This window comes from Arthrobacter sp. CAN_A214 (assembly GCF_015751955.1).
Taxonomy (GTDB): Bacteria; Actinomycetota; Actinomycetes; order Actinomycetales; family Micrococcaceae; genus Arthrobacter_D.
This window is the reverse complement of the sequence record NZ_JADOUU010000002.1, coordinates 21,451-40,407: the sequence shown is the minus strand read 5'-3', so window position 1 is coordinate 40,407 and position 18,957 is coordinate 21,451. Positions and strand designations below refer to the sequence as shown.

The 18,957-nt window shown below is 69.0% G+C and carries 21 protein-coding genes; 6 read left to right on the top strand and 15 right to left on the bottom strand.

Going from position 1 to position 18,957, the window contains the following annotated elements:
- Position 1 precedes the first annotated feature (1 nt).
- Both IWX65_RS02050 and IWX65_RS02045 read right to left on the bottom strand, forming a co-directional pair.
- Positions 2-166 (bottom strand): DUF4236 domain-containing protein, encoded by a 165-nt coding sequence (locus IWX65_RS02050; RefSeq protein WP_196880813.1) that lies wholly within the window; start codon positions 164-166, stop codon positions 2-4.
- 141 nt (positions 167-307) lie between these two features.
- Positions 308-1,276, bottom strand: coding sequence for a TIGR03885 family FMN-dependent LLM class oxidoreductase (locus tag IWX65_RS02045; RefSeq protein WP_196880812.1), 969 nt, complete (start codon positions 1,274-1,276; stop codon positions 308-310).
- A gap of 405 nt (positions 1,277-1,681) precedes the next feature.
- On the opposite strand from IWX65_RS02045, the gene IWX65_RS17645 reads away from it, so the two are divergent.
- The 3 genes from IWX65_RS17645 to IWX65_RS02030 are packed head-to-tail and all read left to right on the top strand — an operon-like array spanning position 1,682 to position 2,530.
- Positions 1,682-1,876: a hypothetical protein gene (locus tag IWX65_RS17645; protein ID WP_334683594.1), complete on the top strand. Its 195-nt coding sequence runs from the start codon at positions 1,682-1,684 to the stop codon at positions 1,874-1,876.
- A 6-nt stretch (positions 1,877-1,882) separates the two neighbouring features.
- Positions 1,883-2,053 carry a hypothetical protein gene (locus IWX65_RS02035; RefSeq protein ID WP_196880811.1) on the top strand — a complete coding sequence of 57 codons (171 nt, stop codon included), beginning with the start codon at positions 1,883-1,885 and terminating at the stop codon, positions 2,051-2,053.
- A gap of 60 nt (positions 2,054-2,113) precedes the next feature.
- Positions 2,114-2,530 carry a VOC family protein gene (locus IWX65_RS02030; protein WP_196880810.1) on the top strand — a complete coding sequence of 139 codons (417 nt, stop codon included), beginning with the start codon at positions 2,114-2,116 and terminating at the stop codon, positions 2,528-2,530.
- A 75-nt stretch (positions 2,531-2,605) separates the two neighbouring features.
- Here the strand turns inward: IWX65_RS02030 and IWX65_RS02025 are convergent, their stop codons facing one another.
- Genes IWX65_RS02025 through IWX65_RS02010 form a run of 4 tightly spaced genes read right to left on the bottom strand, consistent with a single transcriptional unit; the run spans position 2,606 to position 6,613 of the window.
- On the bottom strand, positions 2,606-2,794 hold the full coding sequence (locus tag IWX65_RS02025) for a DUF2795 domain-containing protein (RefSeq protein WP_196880809.1): 189 nt from the start codon (positions 2,792-2,794) through the stop codon (positions 2,606-2,608).
- Between the two features lie 35 nt (positions 2,795-2,829).
- Positions 2,830-3,696, bottom strand: coding sequence for a glycosyltransferase (locus tag IWX65_RS02020; RefSeq protein ID WP_196880808.1), 867 nt, complete (start codon positions 3,694-3,696; stop codon positions 2,830-2,832).
- The gene (rfaE2, locus tag IWX65_RS02015) at positions 3,693-5,192 is read right to left on the bottom strand and encodes a D-glycero-beta-D-manno-heptose 1-phosphate adenylyltransferase (RefSeq protein WP_196880807.1); all 1,500 of its coding nucleotides are present in this window, start codon (positions 5,190-5,192) and stop codon (positions 3,693-3,695) included. The genes IWX65_RS02020 and rfaE2 (IWX65_RS02015) overlap by 4 nt, the downstream gene beginning before the upstream one ends.
- A complete protein-coding gene (locus IWX65_RS02010) occupies positions 5,192-6,613 on the bottom strand; it encodes an aldehyde dehydrogenase family protein (RefSeq protein ID WP_196880806.1) in 1,422 nt (473 codons plus the stop codon). Before IWX65_RS02010 ends, rfaE2 (IWX65_RS02015) begins: the two co-directional genes overlap by 1 nt.
- Before the next feature lie 222 nt (positions 6,614-6,835).
- On the opposite strand from IWX65_RS02010, the gene IWX65_RS02005 reads away from it, so the two are divergent.
- Positions 6,836-7,993, top strand: coding sequence for a glycosyltransferase family 9 protein (locus tag IWX65_RS02005; protein WP_196880805.1), 1,158 nt, complete (start codon positions 6,836-6,838; stop codon positions 7,991-7,993).
- Here IWX65_RS02005 and IWX65_RS02000 read toward each other — a convergent pair.
- The 7 genes from IWX65_RS02000 to IWX65_RS01970 are packed head-to-tail and all read right to left on the bottom strand — an operon-like array spanning position 7,959 to position 14,685.
- Positions 7,959-8,684, bottom strand: a complete 726-nt coding sequence (locus tag IWX65_RS02000) for an SDR family oxidoreductase (protein WP_196880804.1) — start codon at positions 8,682-8,684, stop codon at positions 7,959-7,961. The genes IWX65_RS02005 and IWX65_RS02000 overlap by 35 nt on opposite strands.
- A 48-nt stretch (positions 8,685-8,732) precedes the next feature.
- Positions 8,733-10,100 (bottom strand): D-glycero-beta-D-manno-heptose 1-phosphate adenylyltransferase, encoded by a 1,368-nt coding sequence (rfaE2, locus tag IWX65_RS01995; RefSeq protein WP_196880803.1) that lies wholly within the window; start codon positions 10,098-10,100, stop codon positions 8,733-8,735.
- Complete coding sequence (locus IWX65_RS01990; RefSeq protein ID WP_442859157.1) at positions 10,097-10,723, bottom strand: D-sedoheptulose-7-phosphate isomerase; 627 nt, start codon at positions 10,721-10,723, stop codon at positions 10,097-10,099. The genes rfaE2 (IWX65_RS01995) and IWX65_RS01990 overlap by 4 nt, the downstream gene beginning before the upstream one ends.
- Before the next feature lie 29 nt (positions 10,724-10,752).
- Positions 10,753-12,045: a glycosyltransferase gene (locus IWX65_RS01985; protein WP_196880802.1), complete on the bottom strand. Its 1,293-nt coding sequence runs from the start codon at positions 12,043-12,045 to the stop codon at positions 10,753-10,755.
- Positions 12,042-13,043: a glycosyltransferase gene (locus IWX65_RS01980; RefSeq protein ID WP_196880801.1), complete on the bottom strand. Its 1,002-nt coding sequence runs from the start codon at positions 13,041-13,043 to the stop codon at positions 12,042-12,044. The genes IWX65_RS01985 and IWX65_RS01980 overlap by 4 nt, the downstream gene beginning before the upstream one ends.
- Positions 13,040-14,140 carry a glycosyltransferase family 9 protein gene (locus IWX65_RS01975; RefSeq protein WP_334683593.1) on the bottom strand — a complete coding sequence of 367 codons (1,101 nt, stop codon included), beginning with the start codon at positions 14,138-14,140 and terminating at the stop codon, positions 13,040-13,042. The genes IWX65_RS01980 and IWX65_RS01975 overlap by 4 nt, the downstream gene beginning before the upstream one ends.
- Positions 14,137-14,685: a D-glycero-alpha-D-manno-heptose-1,7-bisphosphate 7-phosphatase gene (locus IWX65_RS01970; protein ID WP_196880800.1), complete on the bottom strand. Its 549-nt coding sequence runs from the start codon at positions 14,683-14,685 to the stop codon at positions 14,137-14,139. Before IWX65_RS01970 ends, IWX65_RS01975 begins: the two co-directional genes overlap by 4 nt.
- Positions 14,686-14,890: 205 nt before the next feature.
- On the opposite strand from IWX65_RS01970, the gene IWX65_RS01965 reads away from it, so the two are divergent.
- Both IWX65_RS01965 and IWX65_RS01960 read left to right on the top strand, forming a co-directional pair.
- Positions 14,891-16,372: a protein adenylyltransferase SelO gene (locus IWX65_RS01965; RefSeq protein ID WP_334683592.1), complete on the top strand. Its 1,482-nt coding sequence runs from the start codon at positions 14,891-14,893 to the stop codon at positions 16,370-16,372.
- A 49-nt stretch (positions 16,373-16,421) separates the two neighbouring features.
- Positions 16,422-17,387, top strand: coding sequence for a glycosyltransferase family 9 protein (locus IWX65_RS01960; protein ID WP_196880798.1), 966 nt, complete (start codon positions 16,422-16,424; stop codon positions 17,385-17,387).
- A 16-nt stretch (positions 17,388-17,403) separates the two neighbouring features.
- Here IWX65_RS01960 and IWX65_RS01955 read toward each other — a convergent pair whose 3' ends face one another.
- Complete coding sequence (locus tag IWX65_RS01955; protein WP_196880797.1) at positions 17,404-18,195, bottom strand: sigma-70 family RNA polymerase sigma factor; 792 nt, start codon at positions 18,193-18,195, stop codon at positions 17,404-17,406.
- Between the two features lie 171 nt (positions 18,196-18,366).
- Positions 18,367-18,882 carry a MarR family winged helix-turn-helix transcriptional regulator gene (locus tag IWX65_RS01950; protein WP_196880796.1) on the bottom strand — a complete coding sequence of 172 codons (516 nt, stop codon included), beginning with the start codon at positions 18,880-18,882 and terminating at the stop codon, positions 18,367-18,369.
- Positions 18,883-18,957 lie beyond the last annotated feature (75 nt).

Genomic DNA, 18,957 nt, shown 5'->3' with positions numbered 1-18,957 from the left:
GCTACCGAAAGCGCCAGGAAATTCCCTCGCCGGGCCGGAGCGATGCCCGTCCACGGCTGTTCACGACCAGCGGACCGAAGATCCTCGAGTTCGACAGCCCACTTTTCGACAGATTCAACCTGGTGGTCTCGCCGAGCTTCTTCGACTTCCGAAATACGAGTCCCACGAATGTTCCTTTCGGATGAATGCTGACCGAGCTGCTAACCCTTCGGGTGGTGCGGTTGAACTACCGGCGTGCCGCCCCGCTGGTCCATAGGGACAAGCGGCTGGCTTACGAGGGACAGGACCAGCGACGTCGCCCGCAGAATCACACGCCGCGCAGTTGAGGCAGTACCTCCTTGCCGAACGTGTCGATGAAAGCGTGCTGGTCCTGGCCGACATGGTGAAGGTACAGCTCGTCGAAACCGAGCTCCCCGTATTCGTGCAGCCACTGGGCATGCCGGGCAGTATCGCTCGAGACATTGACCGCCTGCCGCACCTGCTCCCGGGAAATCTCCTTCCGCTCCGCCAATTCGACGAAGTCCTGCGCCGTTGCTGTGTCCCAGGTCAGCGGAGGCCCCACCGAATTTGTGCACCACTGTCCGTAGGCGAGGTCGTCGGCGTCGTCGTCGGAATCCGCCCAGCTGAGGTGGACCTGGAGCACCGCCTTGCCGCGGCCCCCCTCTTCCCGATAGGCACCCAGAAGCTTCCGGAGCGTGTCGGCGTCCTGGTTGGTGGTGATCAGCCCGTCCGCCCAGGTTGCCGCGCGGCGCGCAGTCTCCACCGACATCACCGGTGCGATCAGGGACGGCGGAACCTCCGGCAGATCCCAGAGCCTGGCCCGCTCCACGGTCACCAGCCCGCGGTGGGTCACCTCCTCCCCCGCATGGAGGCGCCGGATGACGTCCACGCACTCTTCAAGGCGTTGCTGGCGGACCGCCTTCTCCGGCCAGGGATCACCGGTGATGCGCTCGTTCATGTTCTGGCCACTGCCCAACGCAGCCCAGAACCGCTCCGGGAACATGGCGGACAGCGTGGCTGTCGCCTGGGCGGTGATGGCCGGGTGGTAGCGCTGCCCCGGGGCGGTGACGACGCCGAATCGGAGCTCCGTCGTCGCAAGCGCCGCGCCGAGCCAGGTCCAGGCATACCCGGCATGTCCCTGGGAGGGCGACCACGGCTCGAAGTGGTCCGAGCACATGGCCGCCTGGAAACCGGCCGATTCGGCATGCTGGACGTCCAGGAGGAGCTGCGCAGGAGAGATTTGTTCATGCGAGGCATGGAAACCGATTAGAGGCATGATCAATGTCTAACACCGCGGCGAAACGGCTGTCGAGGACCGTTTTCCAGGATCGGCTCCCGGACCCTCGGCAGGACCACAGCGCTCCTTTCGCCGGCAGTGCCGCTGTGGTGCAAGGCACACCGGCGGCACCACCATGGATTCGTGGAGCCCCTCTTCGATTTTCTCGGTAGTTACTGGTGACTCGCCTTCCCCCTGAGTGGTGCCTTCGCAGCCTGGGGAAGTTCCTGGTCGAAGGCGAGCGAGCGGCGGCACCAGCGCAAGCTCTACCGGCTCAAGCACCAGGGCCTCGCCGTCGAGCAGGCGCGCAGCGGTGAGATCCAGGCTCTACTGACCGCGCACGACGCCGTCGACAAGCGCTGGCTGGAGTACGAACTCGACGCCGCCAAGCTCATCGACTACCCCATGAGGACCGACGTGCGGGAGCCCCTGACCGTCGCCGTCGACGAGGCAGCGACCCCTGCGGAACGCCAGACCGCCTACAAGAGGGCACGCCGCGAGCTCGACAGGCTGATCGTCCTTCCCGATGCCACCATCGCTTCCCTCGAGGAAAAGGTGGCGCGCATGCTCGGTGCGGGACCCTCGAAGGCGCAGGCCTGAGTGCGGATGGCGGCTTTCGACCACGACGTCGCTGCTGGATCCAGCGTCTACATTCCGGGCAACGCAGTTCATGGGATCCGCAACGCCGGGAACGGGATCCTGCGGTTCTTCTACGCGCTGGCCGCCGACTCCTTCGACGAGATCGACTATCACTTCGTAGGGACCGACGCCGGATAGCTTCCCGGGCGGGGCCACCTGACCCATAATCGGAGCATCCGAGAGAAAAGGAGTGCTCCCATGACCACCCGACTCAATTCCTACCTCAGCTTCCGAGACACCGCAGCTCCCGCCATGGCGTTCTACCAATCAGTGTTCGGCGGCAACCTCGTAAAGAACACTTTCAGTGAGTTCCATGCGAGCGAGGATCCTGCCGAGCAGGACAAGCTCATGCACGCCGAGCTCACCACACCCAACGGAATGGTGCTGATGGCAGCAGATACTCCCAACAGCATGGACCTGACCGTGGGCACCAACCACTCGCTGTCGCTCAGCGGCGAGGACGAACAGGAGTTGCGGGGCTACTGGGACAGACTGTCCGACAGCGGCACCGTCATGGAACCGCTAGCGCAGGCACCATGGGGAGACAGCTTCGGCATGTGCGTGGATAGGTTCGGTGTTCACTGGATGGTGAACATCGCAGGACCGAAAGCCTGATCCCGCCGAGATCCGAGGAAACGGGGGAACCGGCCGGCGGCCGGCTTCCCCGTCGTCGTCCTCGGCAGCTGCTGCCTACTTCGCGGCTTCCTTGTTGACGTCGGTGGGGGAATCGTACTCCCGGTCCGGAAGGTTGTTCAGGGTTTCCATCACGGAGTCGTTGGCTCCGGATCCTTCGGCGTGCTTGACCAGGTTCTCCTTGGATACCGGGTAGTCGATGCCGCCCAGTGCCTTCTGGATATCGATGGGGCTCGGATTTGCCATGGGTTCCGTCCTTTACTTGAGGGTTTGCCTTGCATTCACTGCTTCGGTTGCCCGTGGACAACTGAAACGGCGTCTATGGCACGGTCGGTGACCGTGGTGGGCGATTCGAGGTGCACGGCGCCGGAGGGAAGAACTCCTGCTCCGCCGTACCGCTCCATCACACGCCACTGCGCCGCGACATCTTCTCCGGCGTGGGCTTCCGGCAGGTCCTCCCAGAAGTCGAATCCTCCGCAGTTCACCAGTGCCTCGCGGTCGAACAGGACGCAACCGCCGATCCACGCAACCTTGTAGAGCACCCAGGACCCAGGGTCGAGGTCAAGGTCCTGCGCGGCGTGCACGAGGTTCGCGGCATTGTGCAGCTTCCACCGCGGGAAGCCCTCGGCATCGGGCCGGATGCGTTCGGGGAGCACTTCCCCGCCCTCCCAGAATTCGAGCTGCACCCGCTCACTGGGGCGTCCATCGTCGAGATAGGACAACCCCTGCACCGCGGAACCGACAAAACCGCATCCCGCGCGCCGCAGCGCCGAACAGAGGCGCAGGAGGGTACCCGGCTCAAGCCATACGTCGTTGTCGAGGAACAGGACGAAGGGGGCGGTCGAGAGTCCGAGCAGGAAGCTCCGGTGCTCCGCCAGGCCGCGGAGTGGAAAATGCTGTTCAAGGAGCACCTCGGCGCCCTGCGCCCGCAGCACGCGGACCATCGCCTGCACCGCGGGGTGGTCGTAGGCCGGTTCGTTCTCCGTCTGGTCGCTCACGATCACCCGAAAATCGGTGCCGTCCTGCGCGGCGAGCCCCGCCAACGTCACCGCGAGCTCCGCGGGACGGGTGAACGAGGGAATGAGGACGTCCATCTCCGGATCCGCCTCCGCGGCGGCCCTCCCCCACCCTCCGGACCAGCGGGTCATGGCGCGCCCTCTGCCGCCGGTTCCGCGGAGGTCCTGATCTTTCGCACCACCGCCGTCGTCGACCGCTCCGGGACGTAGTCCAGAATGCGCACGGATCCCCCGAAGGCCTCCACCACCGGGGTCTCCTCGAGCATCTGCGCGGAGTAATCGCCGCCCTTTGCATAGATGTCCGGGCGCAGCGCCTCGATCAGCGGGATGGGAGTGTCGGTCGCGAAGACAGTCACGTAGTCCACGCAGCTCAACGCGGCGATCACCCCGGCGCGGTCGGCGAGCACATTGATCGGCCGGTCTGGGCCCTTCAGCCGGCGGACGCCGTCGTCATCGTTGAGTGCCACCACCAGAACGTCACCCAGCTGTTTGGCCTGGTTGAGGTAACGGGTGTGACCGCGGTGCAGGACGTCGAAACACCCGTTCGTCAGCACGATGCGGAGGCCGGCCTCCCGATCACGGGCGACGCGCCGGGCGAGGCCCTCCGCGCTGAGGGCAGTGTCGGCGAAGCTGCCAAGGTGCACGGCGAGGTCCTCCGTCGAGCACACCGAGGTCCCGGGCCGGTGCACGACGACGTCGGCCGCCGCCTGGGCGAGATCAAGGCTGGTCGTCAGGGGCAGTCCGGCGGCCCGTGCCGCGGTGAGGCAGGCCACGAAAGTATCTCCGGCACCGGAAGCCTGCCGTTCCACGGCCGGCCGGGCCCACGTCCGGTGTTCCTCGGAATCCTTCGTGAACAGGACGGTGCCATCACGGTCAAGGGTGACCACCACGGCGGATGCCCCGGTGGCGGCGAGCAGTTCGGTGCGCCGGGCCTGCACTGCTTCGGCGCGGTTGCTGCGCGCGTCGAGCCGACAGTCGAGTACGCGGGAGGCCTCCTCCGCGTTCGGCGTCACGATATCGGGGCGAAGCTCGGCCCAGGCAGCGGGATCATGCGAATCGACCACGGTCAGCGGCGGCAGGTCGGCCTCCATCAGGGCTTTGCGAACCGGACCGCGCACCGCCCCGGTGCCGTAGTCGCACACCACGACGGCGTCGCTGCCGGCGATTGCCGCTGCCACCCGGCCTGCAACCCGGAGTGCCGCTGCTTCCGGAATCTTCTCGGGGGTGTCGTCGAGCCGGAGCATCACCTGGTCTCCACCGACGATGCGGTACTTGGTGGTGGTACGCACGCCGTCATCCGCAACGAGCCCCGTCACGTCCACGCCGGCGTCGGTCAGGATCGAGCGCAACCGGCGGCCGGCGTCGTCGTTCCCCGTCAGCCCGCAGATCCGTACCCGCGCACCGAGCGCCGCGAGATTCACTGCGGTGTTCGCCGCTCCGCCGGCAGCGTACTCGCGGCGCTGGACGTCGACGACGGGCGCGGGAGCCTCACGGCAGAACCGCTCGATGCTCCCGGTCCACCAACCGTCCAGAATGACGTCGCCCACCACAGTCACCGCAGGGGCAGCCTCGGCGATCCGCTGCGGCACCCAGCCGGCGAGTCCGCGGACGTCCTTCAGCCCCTCCATCAGGAGCCCCCGGCTCCAGGGATGCCGATGTGCACTACCTTCACGAGGGTGAACTCGTCGAGCAGTTCCGGCCCGTACCCGAAGCCCGCCCCGCTGATGCCGCGCGGCTGCGCGGAGCCACCCGGCGCTCCGCCGAAGACGGCGTTGACCTTGACCGTTCCGACGGGGAGAGCCGCGATGGCGCGCTGCGCGGAGGCGATGCTGCCCGTCAGCACCGAGGCGGCCAAACCGTAGGGCCCCGACGCCGCGAGGACAAGGCCCTCCTCGAAGCTGTCCACCACGGTCACCGGCGCTACGGGCCCGAATGTCTCCTCGGTCATCACGGTCATGACGTCGCTGCAGCCGGACAGCACCGTAGCGGGATAGGAGGCGCCGGCGCCCTCCGGGACGACACCGCCCTCCAGGCAGCGCGCACCGAAGGAAACGGCCTCGGTGACCTGCGCGTGCACGGCGTCGCGGAGCCGGCGGTCCACGAGGGGTGCAACCGATCCACTGGTGTTCCGCCGTCGGGCCTCGGCCGCCAGGGCGTCGAGGAACGGCTCGGCGACTGCGCGGTGCACGTAGATCCGCTCCACCGCCGTGCAGATCTGTCCGCTGTTGCTGAATGCACCGACCGCGGCCTGTCCGGCGGCCCAGACCGGGTCCACGTCGGCGTCGACCAGCAGTGGATCGTTGCCGCCGTTCTCCCGGATCACATGGCTCCCCGTGAGCGCGGCGGCCTCGGCGATGCGGGCACCGGTGGCACTTGAACCAACGTGCGCGAGCACGTCGACGTCCGTCTCCGACGTGATCAGCCGCCCGACATCGGCTCCCCCGGTGAGGGTCGAGAAAACTCCCTCCGGGAAACAGGGGGCAAGGAGTTCCCCCAGGTGGATGCCGAGGTGCGGGCAGCGCTCGCTGGGCTTGTGGACGACCGTGTTCCCCGTCACCAGCGCCGCTCCGAGGAGCCCGGCTGCAACGGCGACGGGATCGTTCCAGGGCGTGAGCATGGCGGCAACACCGCGGGGCTCGGTCACCGTGAAATTCGAGGCGAGCAGCGAGCCGCGCAGGCTGAGGCCGCGGTGGAGCGGACCAAGCTCCGCGTACTGCTCGAGTGTCGACACGCCCGCCTCGACGCCGGCGAGCGCCTCATCGATCGGGCGCCCGGTTTCACGGTTGTTCAGCTCGGCCAAGGCGCGGGCACCACCGCGGAGGGCGTTCGCCGCCTCCCGCAGCATGCTCCCCCGCACTGCAGGATCGGTTCCGGCCCAGCCGGGCTGGGCCGCCCGGGCATGGGAGAGTGCGGTGAGTACCTGTTCCCGATCGGCGCACTGCACCGTCCCCACCTCGCTGCCGTCGCTAGGATCGAAGATGGTGATGGTTCCCTCGTCGACGGTCTCGTCGACTAGGTCGTGCTGCGTGAGACCCGGGTGGGTGGACATAATGCTCCTCAGCTTCCGTGCCGATCGTTCCGGCGCCGCGGCAACGGTGGGCCCGGCTGTTCCTCAAGTACCCAGCACTCCTCCCGTTTACACATCAACCGGTGCCTTTTTCACACTTCTTGCCCTGTGCGGGCACCTCCTCGCCGATGGCTGATCGTTTTCATCAGCAGGCTTAGGATGTCAGGGAGGAAGCGGCTTCGCAACAAGTTTCAGGAGGTAACGATGGGATCGGAAACCCGGGCGGAATTCGGTGGGTCGGCTGAGCAGTCGAGGCTGGTGGGCCCCGTCCTCGAGCGGTTCCGGAACGTGCGCCGCATTGCCGTTCTGCGGGGCGGCGGTCTGGGGGACCTGATGTTCGCCCTGCCTGCGGTCGAGGCGCTCAGGGCCACCTACCCTGAGGCCGCCATCACGCTCCTCGGCACTCCGCTCTCCGCCGCGCTGCTCAAGGACCGGCCCGGTCCCATCAGCCGGGCCGAGATCCTCCCGTATGCGGAAGGCGTACGGCCGGGTGTTCCCGATGCCGCCGCCGTGGAGGAATTCTTCACGGGGATGGTGCGGGAGAAGTTCGACCTCGCCGTCCAGCTGCACGGCGGGGGCAGGAACTCCAATCCGTTCCTCTTGAGGTTGGAGGCGCGCCACACCGTGGGGAGTCGCACGGCCGACGCCGCTGCCCTCGAGCGCACTATCCCCTATGTCTACTACCAGCACGAGGTGTTCCGTGCCCTGGAGGTGGTGGGCCTGGCCGGCGCCGAACCGCAGTCGCTCGAGCCCCGGCTCGAGGTCACCCCCGAGGAGACGGCCGCAGCGACGGAGCGCCTGGGCGGCACCGCTCCCCTGGTCGGCATCCACCCGGGCGCGACGGACCCACGGCGGCGATGGCCGGCGTCGTCCTTCGCCGCTGTCGCCGCGCTCGCCGCAGGGGACGGAAGCCGCGTCGTGGTGGTGGGCGACGACGGCGATGCCGCGGCCGCCGACGAGATTGTGCGGCTCGCCCTGGCGAGCGCACCGGGCACCGACATCCGCTCACTGGCCGGAAAGCTGTCCCTGGGGGAACTCACCGGCGTGCTGGAGGCGTGCGCCGTCCTGGTCGGCAACGACAGCGGCCCGCGGCACCTGGCGCAGGCGGTCGGCACCCCGACCGTGGGCATCTACTGGATCGGGAATGTCATCAACGCCGGCGCCCTGGGACGCACCCTGCACCGGGTCCACCTCTCCTGGGTGACGGTCTGCCCCGTCTGCGGCGTGGACGTCACCCAGGTGGGCTGGACCGCCGAGCGCTGCGAGCACGATGACTCCCTCGTGCACGCGGTCCGCCCCGCGGATGTCTACGAGGACGTCCGCGAACTCACGGCCACGAGCCTTCTTCTTCGTGGGCGATGAGCATCTGGCGGATCTCGCACCCCTTGGGCTGTGAGAGCGCAAACAGGATGGCTTCGGCAACTCGCTCGGGATCATTGAGCCGGGAGTCGTCCTGCGGCTTGTACTGCTCGTCGCGGTCGTCGAAGAACCGCGTCTTCATGCCGCCGGGAATGATGGTGGTGACGCCGATCTGGCCGGTGGTCTCCGCCGCCAGCGCATGCGAGAACCCGATCACCCCGAACTTCGATGCGCAGTAGGCGGTGGCGTCGGCCACCGCCTTGATGCCGAGTGTCGACGCGATGGTCACCACCCGTCCATGCGTCTTCCGGAGGTACGGAAGCGCGGCACGGGCAGTTGAGACGGTGCCGAACAGGTTGACGCCCACCACCTTCTCCCACTGGTCCGCGGGCACGTCGGCGAGCGCACCGCAGCGGTCGATCCCGGCGGCGGTCACCACGGCATCGAGCCCGTCCATCGTCTCGGCGGCCTCGGTGACGGCGGCCTCGACCGCGGCGCGGTCCGCGACGTCCACCGCGAACGCCTTGACGCCGGTGACCCGGCTGATGTCGAGGTCGAGTACTACGGGAGTTCCCCCTGCCGCGAGCACGGCCTGGACGACGGCGGCTCCGAGCCCGGAGCCTCCGCCCGTCACGAGGACGCGTCCCGGGTTGTAGGGACTGCCGGTCGCGGAGCCTGCTGTTTCGAGCGTCATGTCTTCCTTTCGATTGCCTTGCTGGAATTCTCTGGAGGTTGGAGCTGCTCAGCCCACCTTGGCGAGCGCGGCGGCGAGTTTGGTGGTCGACCGCGCGGGGATATAGGGAACGGTGACGGTGCGGCCGCCCCAGCTGCTGACGAGCTTCGCCTCCGGAAGGTCCTCGGCCGCGTAGTCGCCGCCCTTGACCCAGATGTCGGGGCGGAGCCGGGCAATGGCCTCTTCGGGCGTCGACTCGTCGAAGACCAGCACTGCGTCCACGCATTCAAGGGCCGCCAGCAGTTCGGCGCGGTCCTCCTCCCCCATGATGGGCCTGGAGTCACCCTTGAGCCGCCGGACCGAGGAGTCCGAGTTGAGGCAGACGATCAGGCAGTCGCCGAGCCTCCGGGCCGCGGCGAGGGTGCGTGCGTGTCCGGCGTGGATCAGGTCGAAGCACCCGCCGGTCGCCACCACGGTGCCACCGGCCTCCCGGGTGCGCCGGGCGATGTTCAGTGCGTCGAGGCCAGGCACGTTCAGTTCGCGGGGCTCATCCGGCGGCGGTGCGAACAGGGCTGACACGCCTCCTGCCGCAAGGAATGACGCCGCGGCCTCCGCTGCCGCCTGTGCCGCCGCATCAACGGCGAGGCCGGCCGCGAGGTTCACGGCGAGCGACGACGCGAAACGGTCCCCCGCGCCGCAGGGGTCCGCTGCCGGGACCCGCGGAGCCGGGACGACCTGCGGAAGGGTGCCGTGGGCCGCAACAAGGGCGCCCTGCTCACCCAGGGTGACCACGACGGCGCGGCTCTTCCATCGCGCGAGCAGCACCTCGGCTGCCGAGGCGGCCGCCTGCGTGCCGGTCCCCTCCACTCCGGTGAAACGCAGGGCCTCTCCGAGGTTGGGGGTGATGGCGGTGACTCCGGGAATCGGGTCGGCCCCGGCCGGGTGCGGATCCCAGACCACGGGGATTCGTCCGAGCTGCCGCGCCAACGCCGCCCGTAGGTCAGGATTGGCCGTGAGCCCGCGGCCGTAGTCGGCCACGACGATCGCGTCGGCGGATTCGAGGGCTGCCAACATGTCGGCCGTGCACTCCGGTACGGGCGGTTTCGCGCACCCCTCGTCGAAGCGCACCACCGGGTGGCCTGCCGCCCGGACACGTGTCTTGACCGGTGTGGGAGCTCCTGACGGCCCGGACGTCACGGTGATGCCGTCGAGTTCGGCGCGCAGCAGCCCGGCGGCGTCGTCGCTTCCGAAGACTGTGACCAGGCCGCTCTCGTGCCCGTCGATCTGCAGCATCCGGGCCACCAGCCCTGCTCCTCCGGCTCGGCGCTGCACGACGTCGACGTCGACCACGGGAACCGGCGCATCGGGCGACAGCCTGCCCGCGTCTCCCGAGAGGTCAGTGTCCAGCAGGACATCGCCCACCACGAGGATCTTCATCGTCCTGCCCTCCGCCGGCCCAGCACCTCGGCGTCGAACGCCCGGCAGATCGCATGCAGCGCCATCAGGTGGCCTTCCTGGGCGTTCGCCGACCCCGCCTCGATGGCCACGTACTCGTCCACGCAGTCGGTCAGCGGGTTGGGCCCGGTTCCCGTCAGGGCCCAGGTGGTGATCCCCGCGTCCCGCGCTGCCGCCGCCGCGTGCAGGAGGTTCGGGCTCTTGCCGCTGGTGCTCAGCAGCACCAGGATGTCCCCGCGCCTCCCGTGTGCCCGGACCTGCCGCGCGAACATTTGGTCGAAGCCGTAGTCGTTCGCGATGGCAGTGACGGCAGAGGTTTCCGCGTGAAGCGAGATGGCTGAGAAGGGTTCCCGTTCACCGTCGAAGCGGCCCACGAGCTCCGCCGTCAGATGCTGCGCCTCGGCGGCCGAACCCCCGTTGCCGGCGGCGAGCACGCGATGGCCGGCCATCAGGCGGTCGGCGAGTTCAATCCCCCACTGCGCGAGGTGGTCGGACTGGGCGAACAGCGATTGAAGGGCCGGCATCACTCCCCGGAGGTGGTTCCGGACCAGTTCTCCCGGGTCCGGCTCCCGAGAGGGGGGCGCCTGCGGCTCAGCAACGTGCAGGGGCGTCAGGAGGCTGCTCGCTTCGGCGCTCACAGTGCCCTCCCTCCCGTGCTCTCCAGGTGCCGGGCGGCTCCCGGCGAATCGGAATCCGCCGAAACGGCGCTGCCGCTGCGCAGGGCCGACTGGTAGGCCTTTTCGGTGTCGGCTGCGATCCTGCTCCACGAATACCGCGCGCGCACCCTGCGGTACCCGTTCCGGCCCAGGCCGGCGGCCCACTCGGGGTCGGCAAGGATTTCCGCGACGGCACCGGCGATGGCTGCAGGGTCCCGCGGCGGAACGTGCAGCCCGGTGCGGCCGTCCACCACCGTGTCCACGAGCCCGCCCACGGCAGCGGCGACCACCGGCACTCCGCAGCCCATCGCCTCCAACGGCACAATGCCGAACGGTTCGTACCAGGGAGCGCAGACCACGGCGTCGGCGCTGCGCAGGAGGGCAGGCATCTCGCCCCGCTGCACCTGCCCTCGCAGCTCCACCCGGTCCTCGACGCCCAGCGTCCGGGCAAGGGATTTCAGCCGCTGCGCTTCCGGATCACCCTCCAGCCCCGTAGAACTGCCGGGACCGCCCACGATCACGAGTTCGACGTCGTCGTGCCCGGCGTCCTTCAGCTCGCGCAGGGCACGGATCACCAGATCCATGCCCTTGCGCGGCACCAGGCGCCCCACGCTGACGATGCGGTGGGACCTACCCCTGGATTCGACGGGACCGGTGGGTGTGAAGAGTTCCAGGTCGACGCCGCAGGGTGCAATGGATACCCGGTTCCCGGCGACCCCCATCGATTTGAGTTCGAAGACCTCGTCGGAACAGGTGGCCACCACGCGGCGCGCACTCCGCGCCACCATCGCCTCGAGCAGGATGCGGTCGGCGGGGCTGGTGTCGTCGGTTCCCTGGTGCCGTTGCTTGACCGTGCCCAGCGCGTGGAAGGTCTGGACCACCTCGACAGGCCTGCCGGCGGCGCGCGAACGGCCTGCGGCATCGAGCGCCGCCAGACCGGACATCCAGAAGTGCCCGTGCACGATGTCCGGCGGCCGGTTGCCCCAGTCGGCGAAGATGCCCTCGGCGAGCGCGCCCATGTAGGGCAGCAGTCCGTCCTTGGGAACTCCGCGCGCCGGCCCGGCCGTCACGTGGACCACCTCGAGCCGGGACCCGGTGCGCACGCGGTCGGGGAGGAAGGGGTCATCACGCCGGGTGTACACCGTGACATCGTGCCCGCGCCGGGACAGCGCGAGTGAAAGCTCCGCCACGTGCACGTTCTGGCCGCCGGCGTCCACTCCTCCGAGCGCCGCCAATGGACTGGCATGCTCCGACACCATGGATATCTTCACTGGGCTCTCCTCTCGGTTACTGCCAGGACGCGGGAGCGCCCTGCTGTCCGCCCAAGGACGCTGTCCCAGTCGGCAAGGAATCGGTTGAGTCCGTAGCGTCCGAGGGCCGCCGCTCGCGCGACTGCTCCGCGCGCCCGGGCCTCGTCCGGATTCTCGATGAGCACCCTCGCCGCGCGGCGGAGATCCTCGACGTCCGTTGATACAGCGCCGGCACCAGGAGGGACGGCGCGTGACGCCTCGGTGGTTGCCAGCGCGAGCACCGGCATGCCGAGATGCATCGCCTCGAGCAGTGCCAGTCCGAGAGAGGTCCACCGGAGCGGGTGGAGATAGGCGCGGGAACGGGCCAGCCGGGCATGGAGTTGCGCCGTCGGGAGGTCCCCGCCGATCCGCACGCGTACCGGGTCGAGGCCCGTGCCTTCGGCCAGGCCGGCGGTGCCCATGCCGAACACCTCGAGCGGGGCAAGGTCAGTGAAGCGTCCCAGGAGGTCGGTTCCGGTGACGCGGCCCCTGCGGACGGGCTCGTTGATGACCACCGCGAGCTGTTCCAGCTCTCCCGTGTACCGGTGGCCCGGGTCCACGATTCCGTGCTCGATCACCGTGGTCGGCGCGATCCCGTTATCCCAGAACAGGTCGTTGAAATGCGTGACGTGCACGATCGGGATCTCGGTCTGGCTCCGCAGCGGATGCTGCGTGCCGGGTACCCCGCCCTTGGGGGTGTTGTGCTCGAGGAAGACTGCTGGGATGTCCCGGCCCGGCGTCCGCCCCAGCAACCGCGTGCACTCGGCGACCTCCTCGACCCGCTGGAGGACGACGACGTCGAATTCCTGGTCCCGCAGGTCCTCGTGCGCCACCTCGAGGACGGAGGGCGGCCAGGCGCGGCCCGCCCGTCCGAGTCCCCAGGGACCGCCCTCGGCGCTGGTGGGCAGGACGTAGGTATGGTCCCCCCGCACGAAGGCGTCGGTCCACCCGCCATGAACGTGCCACAGCAGTATCTTCATCGGGTTCCCCTCCTCTGGCGCCTGCCGTCGGTGCGCCCGATACTGCGGCGCGAGCCCAGGGAGGTCACACCCGAGCTGAGCCTCAGCACCGCTTCCACCACGTCCTCGGGGGACACCCCGGACAGGCAGGGATGCCCCTGCACAGGGCAGATCCGCGCCCTGCTTCCGGCGCAGGCCGCGTGCTGGTCCCCCAGCAGTTCGACCGGAACCCGGTACGGCGCCCAGCGCACCGCCGGCACCACGGGCGCGAACAGGCAGACCACCGGCGTTCCGACGGCGGCGGCGAGGTGCGCCGGCCCCGTGTTCCCGGTGACCACCACGGTGGCGCCCTGCAACACGGCTCCGAGGAAGGGAAGATCGGTGCGGCCGCCCAGGTCGACCCCCTCGGGTCCTGCAACCGTGGCCGTCAGCTCCCGCTCGCCCGGGCCACCCGTCACCACTACCCGGAAACCCGCCGCGGTGAGAAGCTCCACTGCGGCAGCGTGGTGGAGCGGCGGCCACGCCCGTGAAGGGACGGCCGCTCCCGGATGGACCGCGATATAGGGTCCCTCCCCCACCAGGTGGCGAACGTCTGGAAGTTCCGTCACCTGGAGGCGGCCGTCGTCGTCGTCGGGCAGGGGAAAGCCCGCCGCAGCAGCGATACCGAGCGCACGCTCCGCTTCGGGCTGGTCCTCGGGGAAATCCTCGCCGGGCTTGAGGCGCACGTCGAGGAGGCTTCCCGCGTAATCGACCGACGCGCCGGTGATGCGGTCCACCCCGGCAAGCCGCAGCAGCAGTGCCAGCGGAAGCGGCGACTGATGGAACGAGGTCAGGATCACCGCTTCCTCGATCCCCGCCCCGGCAACGGCGTCCGTCAGGTTGCCGGTCAGTGCCGGAGTCACCGCCGGTGCGGGGTCGACGATCCATGGGGCCTCCCAGATGAGGACATCAGTCACCCCCGGGAGCAGTCGCGCCGCCGGCGCACCCTGCGGCCCGCACACCATCAAGACGTCGTTCGGCGCACCGTTCCGGCCTGCCGCGACGGCACGCACGGCGGGCCCTGCCAGCAGCACGTCTCCGGCGCTGTCCAGCCGGGCCACGAGCACCTTTGCGCTCACTGCGCTTCCCTCCACAGGAGCTCGAGGGCGCCCGAAAGGTCAGGGGCGACGAGCTCTGCCGCCTCGACTTCTTCAGGACGGGTTACTCCGGTAGGGACGAGCACCCCCCGGGCGCCGGCAGCCACGGCGGCGTCGACGTCGGCTCCGATATCACCGATCAGCGCCACGTTCGAGGGGTCGATGCCGAGCCTGCGCGAGGCACTCAGGACCATGCCAGGCTCCGGCTTCCTGCAGGCACACCCGTCACCGGCGCCGTGCGGACACACCTCCCATACCTGGAACGGACCAAGGAGTTCCTCCACCCGGGCATTGACGGCGTCCACCTGGCCACGGGTGAGAAGGCCGCGGGCGATGCCCGACTGGTTGGTCACCACACCGACGGGTACGCCGGCCTCCCGCAGTGCGTCGAGCACCTGCCGGGCTCCTTCCACTTCCCGCACGAGCTCCGGATCGCCGTTGTAGGGCACATCGACCACGATGGTGCCGTCGCGGTCGAAGAGGACCGCCCGGGGCGCCGCAGCGGATCCGATGGGGAGAAACGTCATACAAGCTCTGTTCCCGAGAAGAAGCAGTGCTAAACACTTGGGAACGAACTTCTTCTCCTCCTTCTGCTTTTCCGTTCTCACTCGACCCGCGGCTCCCTTCCTTCTCCTCCTTCTCCGGCGGCCGGGATGTCAAGTGCCGGTGTCTGTTCCGTGGGGCTGCGGCGGACCGTGGCCGGTCGGCGCGTCCCGCGGTAACGTGGAGAACGTGAGCGTTGCATCGGCACCAACAGTTCCCCTTTCCAGCCACTTCGCCCGGGACCTTCCGGAGCTGGCCCTTCCGTGGGAGGCAGAGGAAGCTCCCGACCCCCGGCTGCTCGTGCTCAACGAGCCACTCGCCGTGGAGTTGGGTCTGGACCCAGCATGGCTGCGGAGCCCGGACGGCCAGCGCCTCCTGGTCGGCAACCTCGTCCCCAGCGGGGCTACTCCGGTGGCCCAGGCCTACGCCGGTCATCAGTTCGGCGGGTTTTCCCCACGCCTCGGTGACGGGCGGGCACTCCTGCTGGGCGAAGTCGCCGACGCCGACGGCCACCTTCGCGATATCCATCTCAAGGGCTCCGGGCGCACACCGTTTGCGCGCGCCGGTGACGGCCTGGCCGCGGTGGGACCCATGCTGCGGGAGTACGTCATCAGCGAGGCGATGCAGGCCCTTGGCATACCCACAACGCGCTCGCTCGCGGTGGTGGCGACCGGGCGGTCGGTGCGCCGGGACACCCTGCTGCCGGGAGCGGTACTCACCAGGGTCGCGGGCAGCCACCTGCGCGTGGGCAGCTTCCAGTACGCCCGGGCCACCGGCGACACCGCCCTCCTCCGCCGCCTCGCGGACCATGCCCTCAGCCGTCACTACCCCGACGCCACGCAGGCCGACAACCCGTACCTCGCACTGTTCGGATCGGTGGTTGCCGCCCAGGCGTCGCTGGTGGCCCAGTGGATGCTCAGCGGCTTCATCCACGGAGTCATGAACACCGACAACACGACGATCTCGGGGGAGACCATCGACTACGGACCGTGCGCTTTCCTGGAGGCCTTCGACCCGGCCACCGTCTACAGCTCGATCGACTCCGGCGGGCGCTATGCCTACGGGAACCAGCCGGGGGTGGCCCAGTGGAACCTCGCCCGCCTCGCCGAGGCCCTCCTGCCCCTCTTCCACGAGGACCAGGACCAGGCGATCCCGCTGGCCATGGAGCCGCTCGACTCGTTCCCCCGGCAGTACAGCGCCGCCTGGTCGGCCGGCATGAGGGGGAAGTTGGGCCTGCCGAGTCTGCCTACTCCCGATGACAACCTCGACGACGACGTCGCCCCGCCTCTCGTGGACGAACTGCTCACCCTGCTCCAGGCGGGAGGCATCGACTACACATCGTTCTTCCGCGGTCTCGGCGGTGCCGCCCGCGGCGATGCCGGACCGGTGTGTGCCCTCTTCCCCGAGGCGTCGGCGTTCGACGCGTGGGTGGAGCGTTGGCGCGCTCTGGATCCGGACGCCGACGCGATGGATCGGGCGAATCCCGTCTACATCCCGCGCAACCATCTGGTGGAGGAGGCCCTCGCCGCGGGCACCGAAGGCGACCTCGATCCGCTCGAAAGGCTGCTGGACGCGGTGACCAGGCCGTACGATGAGCGGCCGGGCCTGCAGCGCTACGCCGCTCCCGCACCGGAGGACTTCGGCACCTACCGAACCTACTGCGGAACCTGAGGCAACCCTCCCCTGCCTTCGTCGGCCGCAGTTCTGGCAGGATGAAGGGATGGACTCGCTTGCCCTGCCCGCAGCACCACCTCAGCCCGATGGACGCCCTGAGCTCCTCGCACTGCGTGCGTTGAAGCTGGGAGATCTCCTGGTGGCGCTCCCGGCACTGCGGGGCCTCCGAAGGTCCTTCCCCGAACACCGGATCTATTATGCGGCGCAGTCCTGGCTCGCCCCCATCGTCGCCCTGACCGACAGTGTTGACGACCTGCTGCCCACCCACGGGCTCGACGATCCGCTGCCCATCGAGACCGGCCGCGTGGACGTTGCCGTGAATCTCCACGGCAGCGGCGGCGAGAGCCGGCAGCGCCTCGAGGAAATTCGGCCGGCGAGGCGGATCGGGCACCGCTCGCCGGGCTGGGACGGTCCCGAGTGGCGGCACGGCATCCATGAGCGCCAGCGGTGGGCAGACCTCGTCTCCTGGCACGGCATCCCCGCCGATCCCCTCGATTGCCGCCTGCGCATTCCCGACGCCGGAAGCCGCACGCCGGGCGCCGTCGTCCTGCACGTCGGAGCCGCCTATGGAAGCCGTCTGTGGCCGGTGGAGCGGTTCGCCGAAGTGGCACGGGTGCTCGCCGGCGCCGGGCATGAAGTGGTCTTCACGGGAAGCACGAAGGAACGTCCCCGCGCCCTGGCGGTGGCCGATGCGGCAGGGCTTCCGGCGCAGTCCGTGGCGGCGGGGGAACTCGCCCTGGATGCCTTCGCCGGATTGATTTCCGGCGCTTCCCTCGTGATCTCGGCGGACACCGGGGCGGCCCACCTCGCGTCCGCGTACGCACGTCCGTCGGTTGTCCTGTTCGGCCCGGCCCCGGCCGCGGAGTGGGGCCCGCCCCCGGGACCGCATCTTGTCCTGACCGACGAATCGGTGCGGCGCGGTGAGACCTTCTCGGAGGACCCCGACCCTGCGATCCTCGCTGTGACGGTGGAGGACGTGCTTGCCGCCGCGGCCCGGCTCGGTATCGACTGAGGCGCCTCCTGCGGGGTCAGGCGATGCGCGCGGACGCGGCAGAGCTATCGCCCTGTTCGGCGGGCTCACCGAGGAGGCGCTTCTGCAGGGTGACCAGGACACGCGCCAGCTTCCGCGAAACCTGCATCTGGGACATTCCCAGCTGCTCACCGATCTGCTGCTGCGTTTCTTCGTTGAAGTAGCGCCGGTAGAGCAGTTCCTTCTCGGTGCTGGACAGTTCGTTGACCGCCGAGCGCAGGGACAGCATCTCGTCGGTGCGGTCGGTGCTGCTTCCCGGGGTCTCGAGCGTATCCGCCCAGCTTCGGCCGTCGAACGGCGCGTCCAGGGAATCCGGGCGGAGGCTGCTCTGGCAGGCCAGTGCTTCCCGAACCACGTCCTCATCCCAGCCCAGCTCGCCGGCGAGCTCTTTCGGTGACGGCTCGCGGCCGAGCCGCTGCGCCATGGCCGGAGAGGTGCGGGCGATCTCGGTCCGCAGGTCCTGCAGGTGGCGCGGCGGGCGGACCACCCAGCAGCAGTCCCGAAGGTACCGCTTGACCTCGCCGGTGATGGTCGGGATGGCGAAGGAGGCAAAGGGCACACCCCGTGAGGGGTTGAACCGCTGGACGGCCTTGATCAGACCGAGATAGGCGACCTGACGGATGTCCGAGGCATCGGGGCCGAATGACGAGAAGGAGCGAGCAACGGATTCGGCGAGGTCCATATGCCGCACGGCGATGTCATCCTGCAGTGCATTCTTCAGAGGAGTGGGTGCGCGGCCTCCTCCGGCGGCGGAATCCGGAAATGGTCTGGCTGCTGGAGGTTTTGGCATGCTGTCCACTCCGGGTCGGCGTCAACTCACTAACGCTTCCCACGAGACCATGAGCCGACTTACTACGCAATGGTTTTTCGAATTCGCACCGCATCAAATCTTCTATTTCGTCGGAGGATGCCGTGTAGGGTTCCGGGGCTGCGAGGTTTCCCAGCGAACGCTTCGGGGAAGCTACTCGAGAATCGGGAGAGGTTCCGCGGGCTCGCCGGGCGGAGGCGGAACTTGCGCGAGCACGACGACGCCGGGCGCGGCTGCCGCGGTCCAGTTCCAGCGGGGCGCTCCCAGTTCCTGGATCACGCTCTGCAGGTGTCGCCGCAACTCCTCCGACACGAGGCCGCCGCCGGCGACGAGGGTGCGCTCGATATCATCGGACTTCTTCAGGACCAGCAGCCCGTCCGCCGTGACCGAGACGAGATGGGAGCGGCGGTCGAGGTCATTGCGGACGCGCGTGACGTGGCCCCGGGCCTCGAGCCTCGAAAGGGTCTTTCCCATGGTCTGGGCCTGGACCCGCACGATTTGGGCGAGGGCCGCCTGGGTCATGGCGCCCTGGGCTGCCAGCACTCCGAGAGCAATCACTCCGGCGTGCGTGACTCCGATGTCCACCAGCCGCTCGTTCCAGGCATGCTCGACCAAGCGCGCCGCCGTCGTCAGCAGCCTGCCGGTTGGCCATTGCTCCAGATCGGGCATATAACCGTGCACTTCCTCTCGCTTTTGAACCTGCGCTCCCCAGCGACGCCGATCCTCCACCCCCTATGATAGCTA

Coding starts and splice junctions, on each gene's coding strand:
- IWX65_RS02045 (WP_196880812.1), bottom strand. CDS start 1,276: ATGCCTCTAATCGGTTTCCATGCCTCGCATGAACAAATCTCTCCTGCG.
- IWX65_RS17645 (WP_334683594.1), top strand. CDS start 1,682: ATGAGGACCGACGTGCGGGAGCCCCTGACCGTCGCCGTCGACGAGGCA.
- IWX65_RS02035 (WP_196880811.1), top strand. CDS start 1,883: ATGGCGGCTTTCGACCACGACGTCGCTGCTGGATCCAGCGTCTACATT.
- IWX65_RS02030 (WP_196880810.1), top strand. CDS start 2,114: ATGACCACCCGACTCAATTCCTACCTCAGCTTCCGAGACACCGCAGCT.
- IWX65_RS02025 (WP_196880809.1), bottom strand. CDS start 2,794: ATGGCAAATCCGAGCCCCATCGATATCCAGAAGGCACTGGGCGGCATC.
- IWX65_RS02020 (WP_196880808.1), bottom strand. CDS start 3,696: ATGACCCGCTGGTCCGGAGGGTGGGGGAGGGCCGCCGCGGAGGCGGAT.
- rfaE2 (WP_196880807.1), bottom strand. CDS start 5,192: ATGGAGGGGCTGAAGGACGTCCGCGGACTCGCCGGCTGGGTGCCGCAG.
- IWX65_RS02010 (WP_196880806.1), bottom strand. CDS start 6,613: ATGTCCACCCACCCGGGTCTCACGCAGCACGACCTAGTCGACGAGACC.
- IWX65_RS02005 (WP_196880805.1), top strand. CDS start 6,836: ATGGGATCGGAAACCCGGGCGGAATTCGGTGGGTCGGCTGAGCAGTCG.
- IWX65_RS02000 (WP_196880804.1), bottom strand. CDS start 8,684: ATGACGCTCGAAACAGCAGGCTCCGCGACCGGCAGTCCCTACAACCCG.
- rfaE2 (WP_196880803.1), bottom strand. CDS start 10,100: ATGAAGATCCTCGTGGTGGGCGATGTCCTGCTGGACACTGACCTCTCG.
- IWX65_RS01980 (WP_196880801.1), bottom strand. CDS start 13,043: ATGAAGATACTGCTGTGGCACGTTCATGGCGGGTGGACCGACGCCTTC.
- IWX65_RS01970 (WP_196880800.1), bottom strand. CDS start 14,685: ATGACGTTTCTCCCCATCGGATCCGCTGCGGCGCCCCGGGCGGTCCTC.
- IWX65_RS01960 (WP_196880798.1), top strand. CDS start 16,422: ATGGACTCGCTTGCCCTGCCCGCAGCACCACCTCAGCCCGATGGACGC.
- IWX65_RS01955 (WP_196880797.1), bottom strand. CDS start 18,195: ATGCCAAAACCTCCAGCAGCCAGACCATTTCCGGATTCCGCCGCCGGA.
- IWX65_RS01950 (WP_196880796.1), bottom strand. CDS start 18,882: ATGCCCGATCTGGAGCAATGGCCAACCGGCAGGCTGCTGACGACGGCG.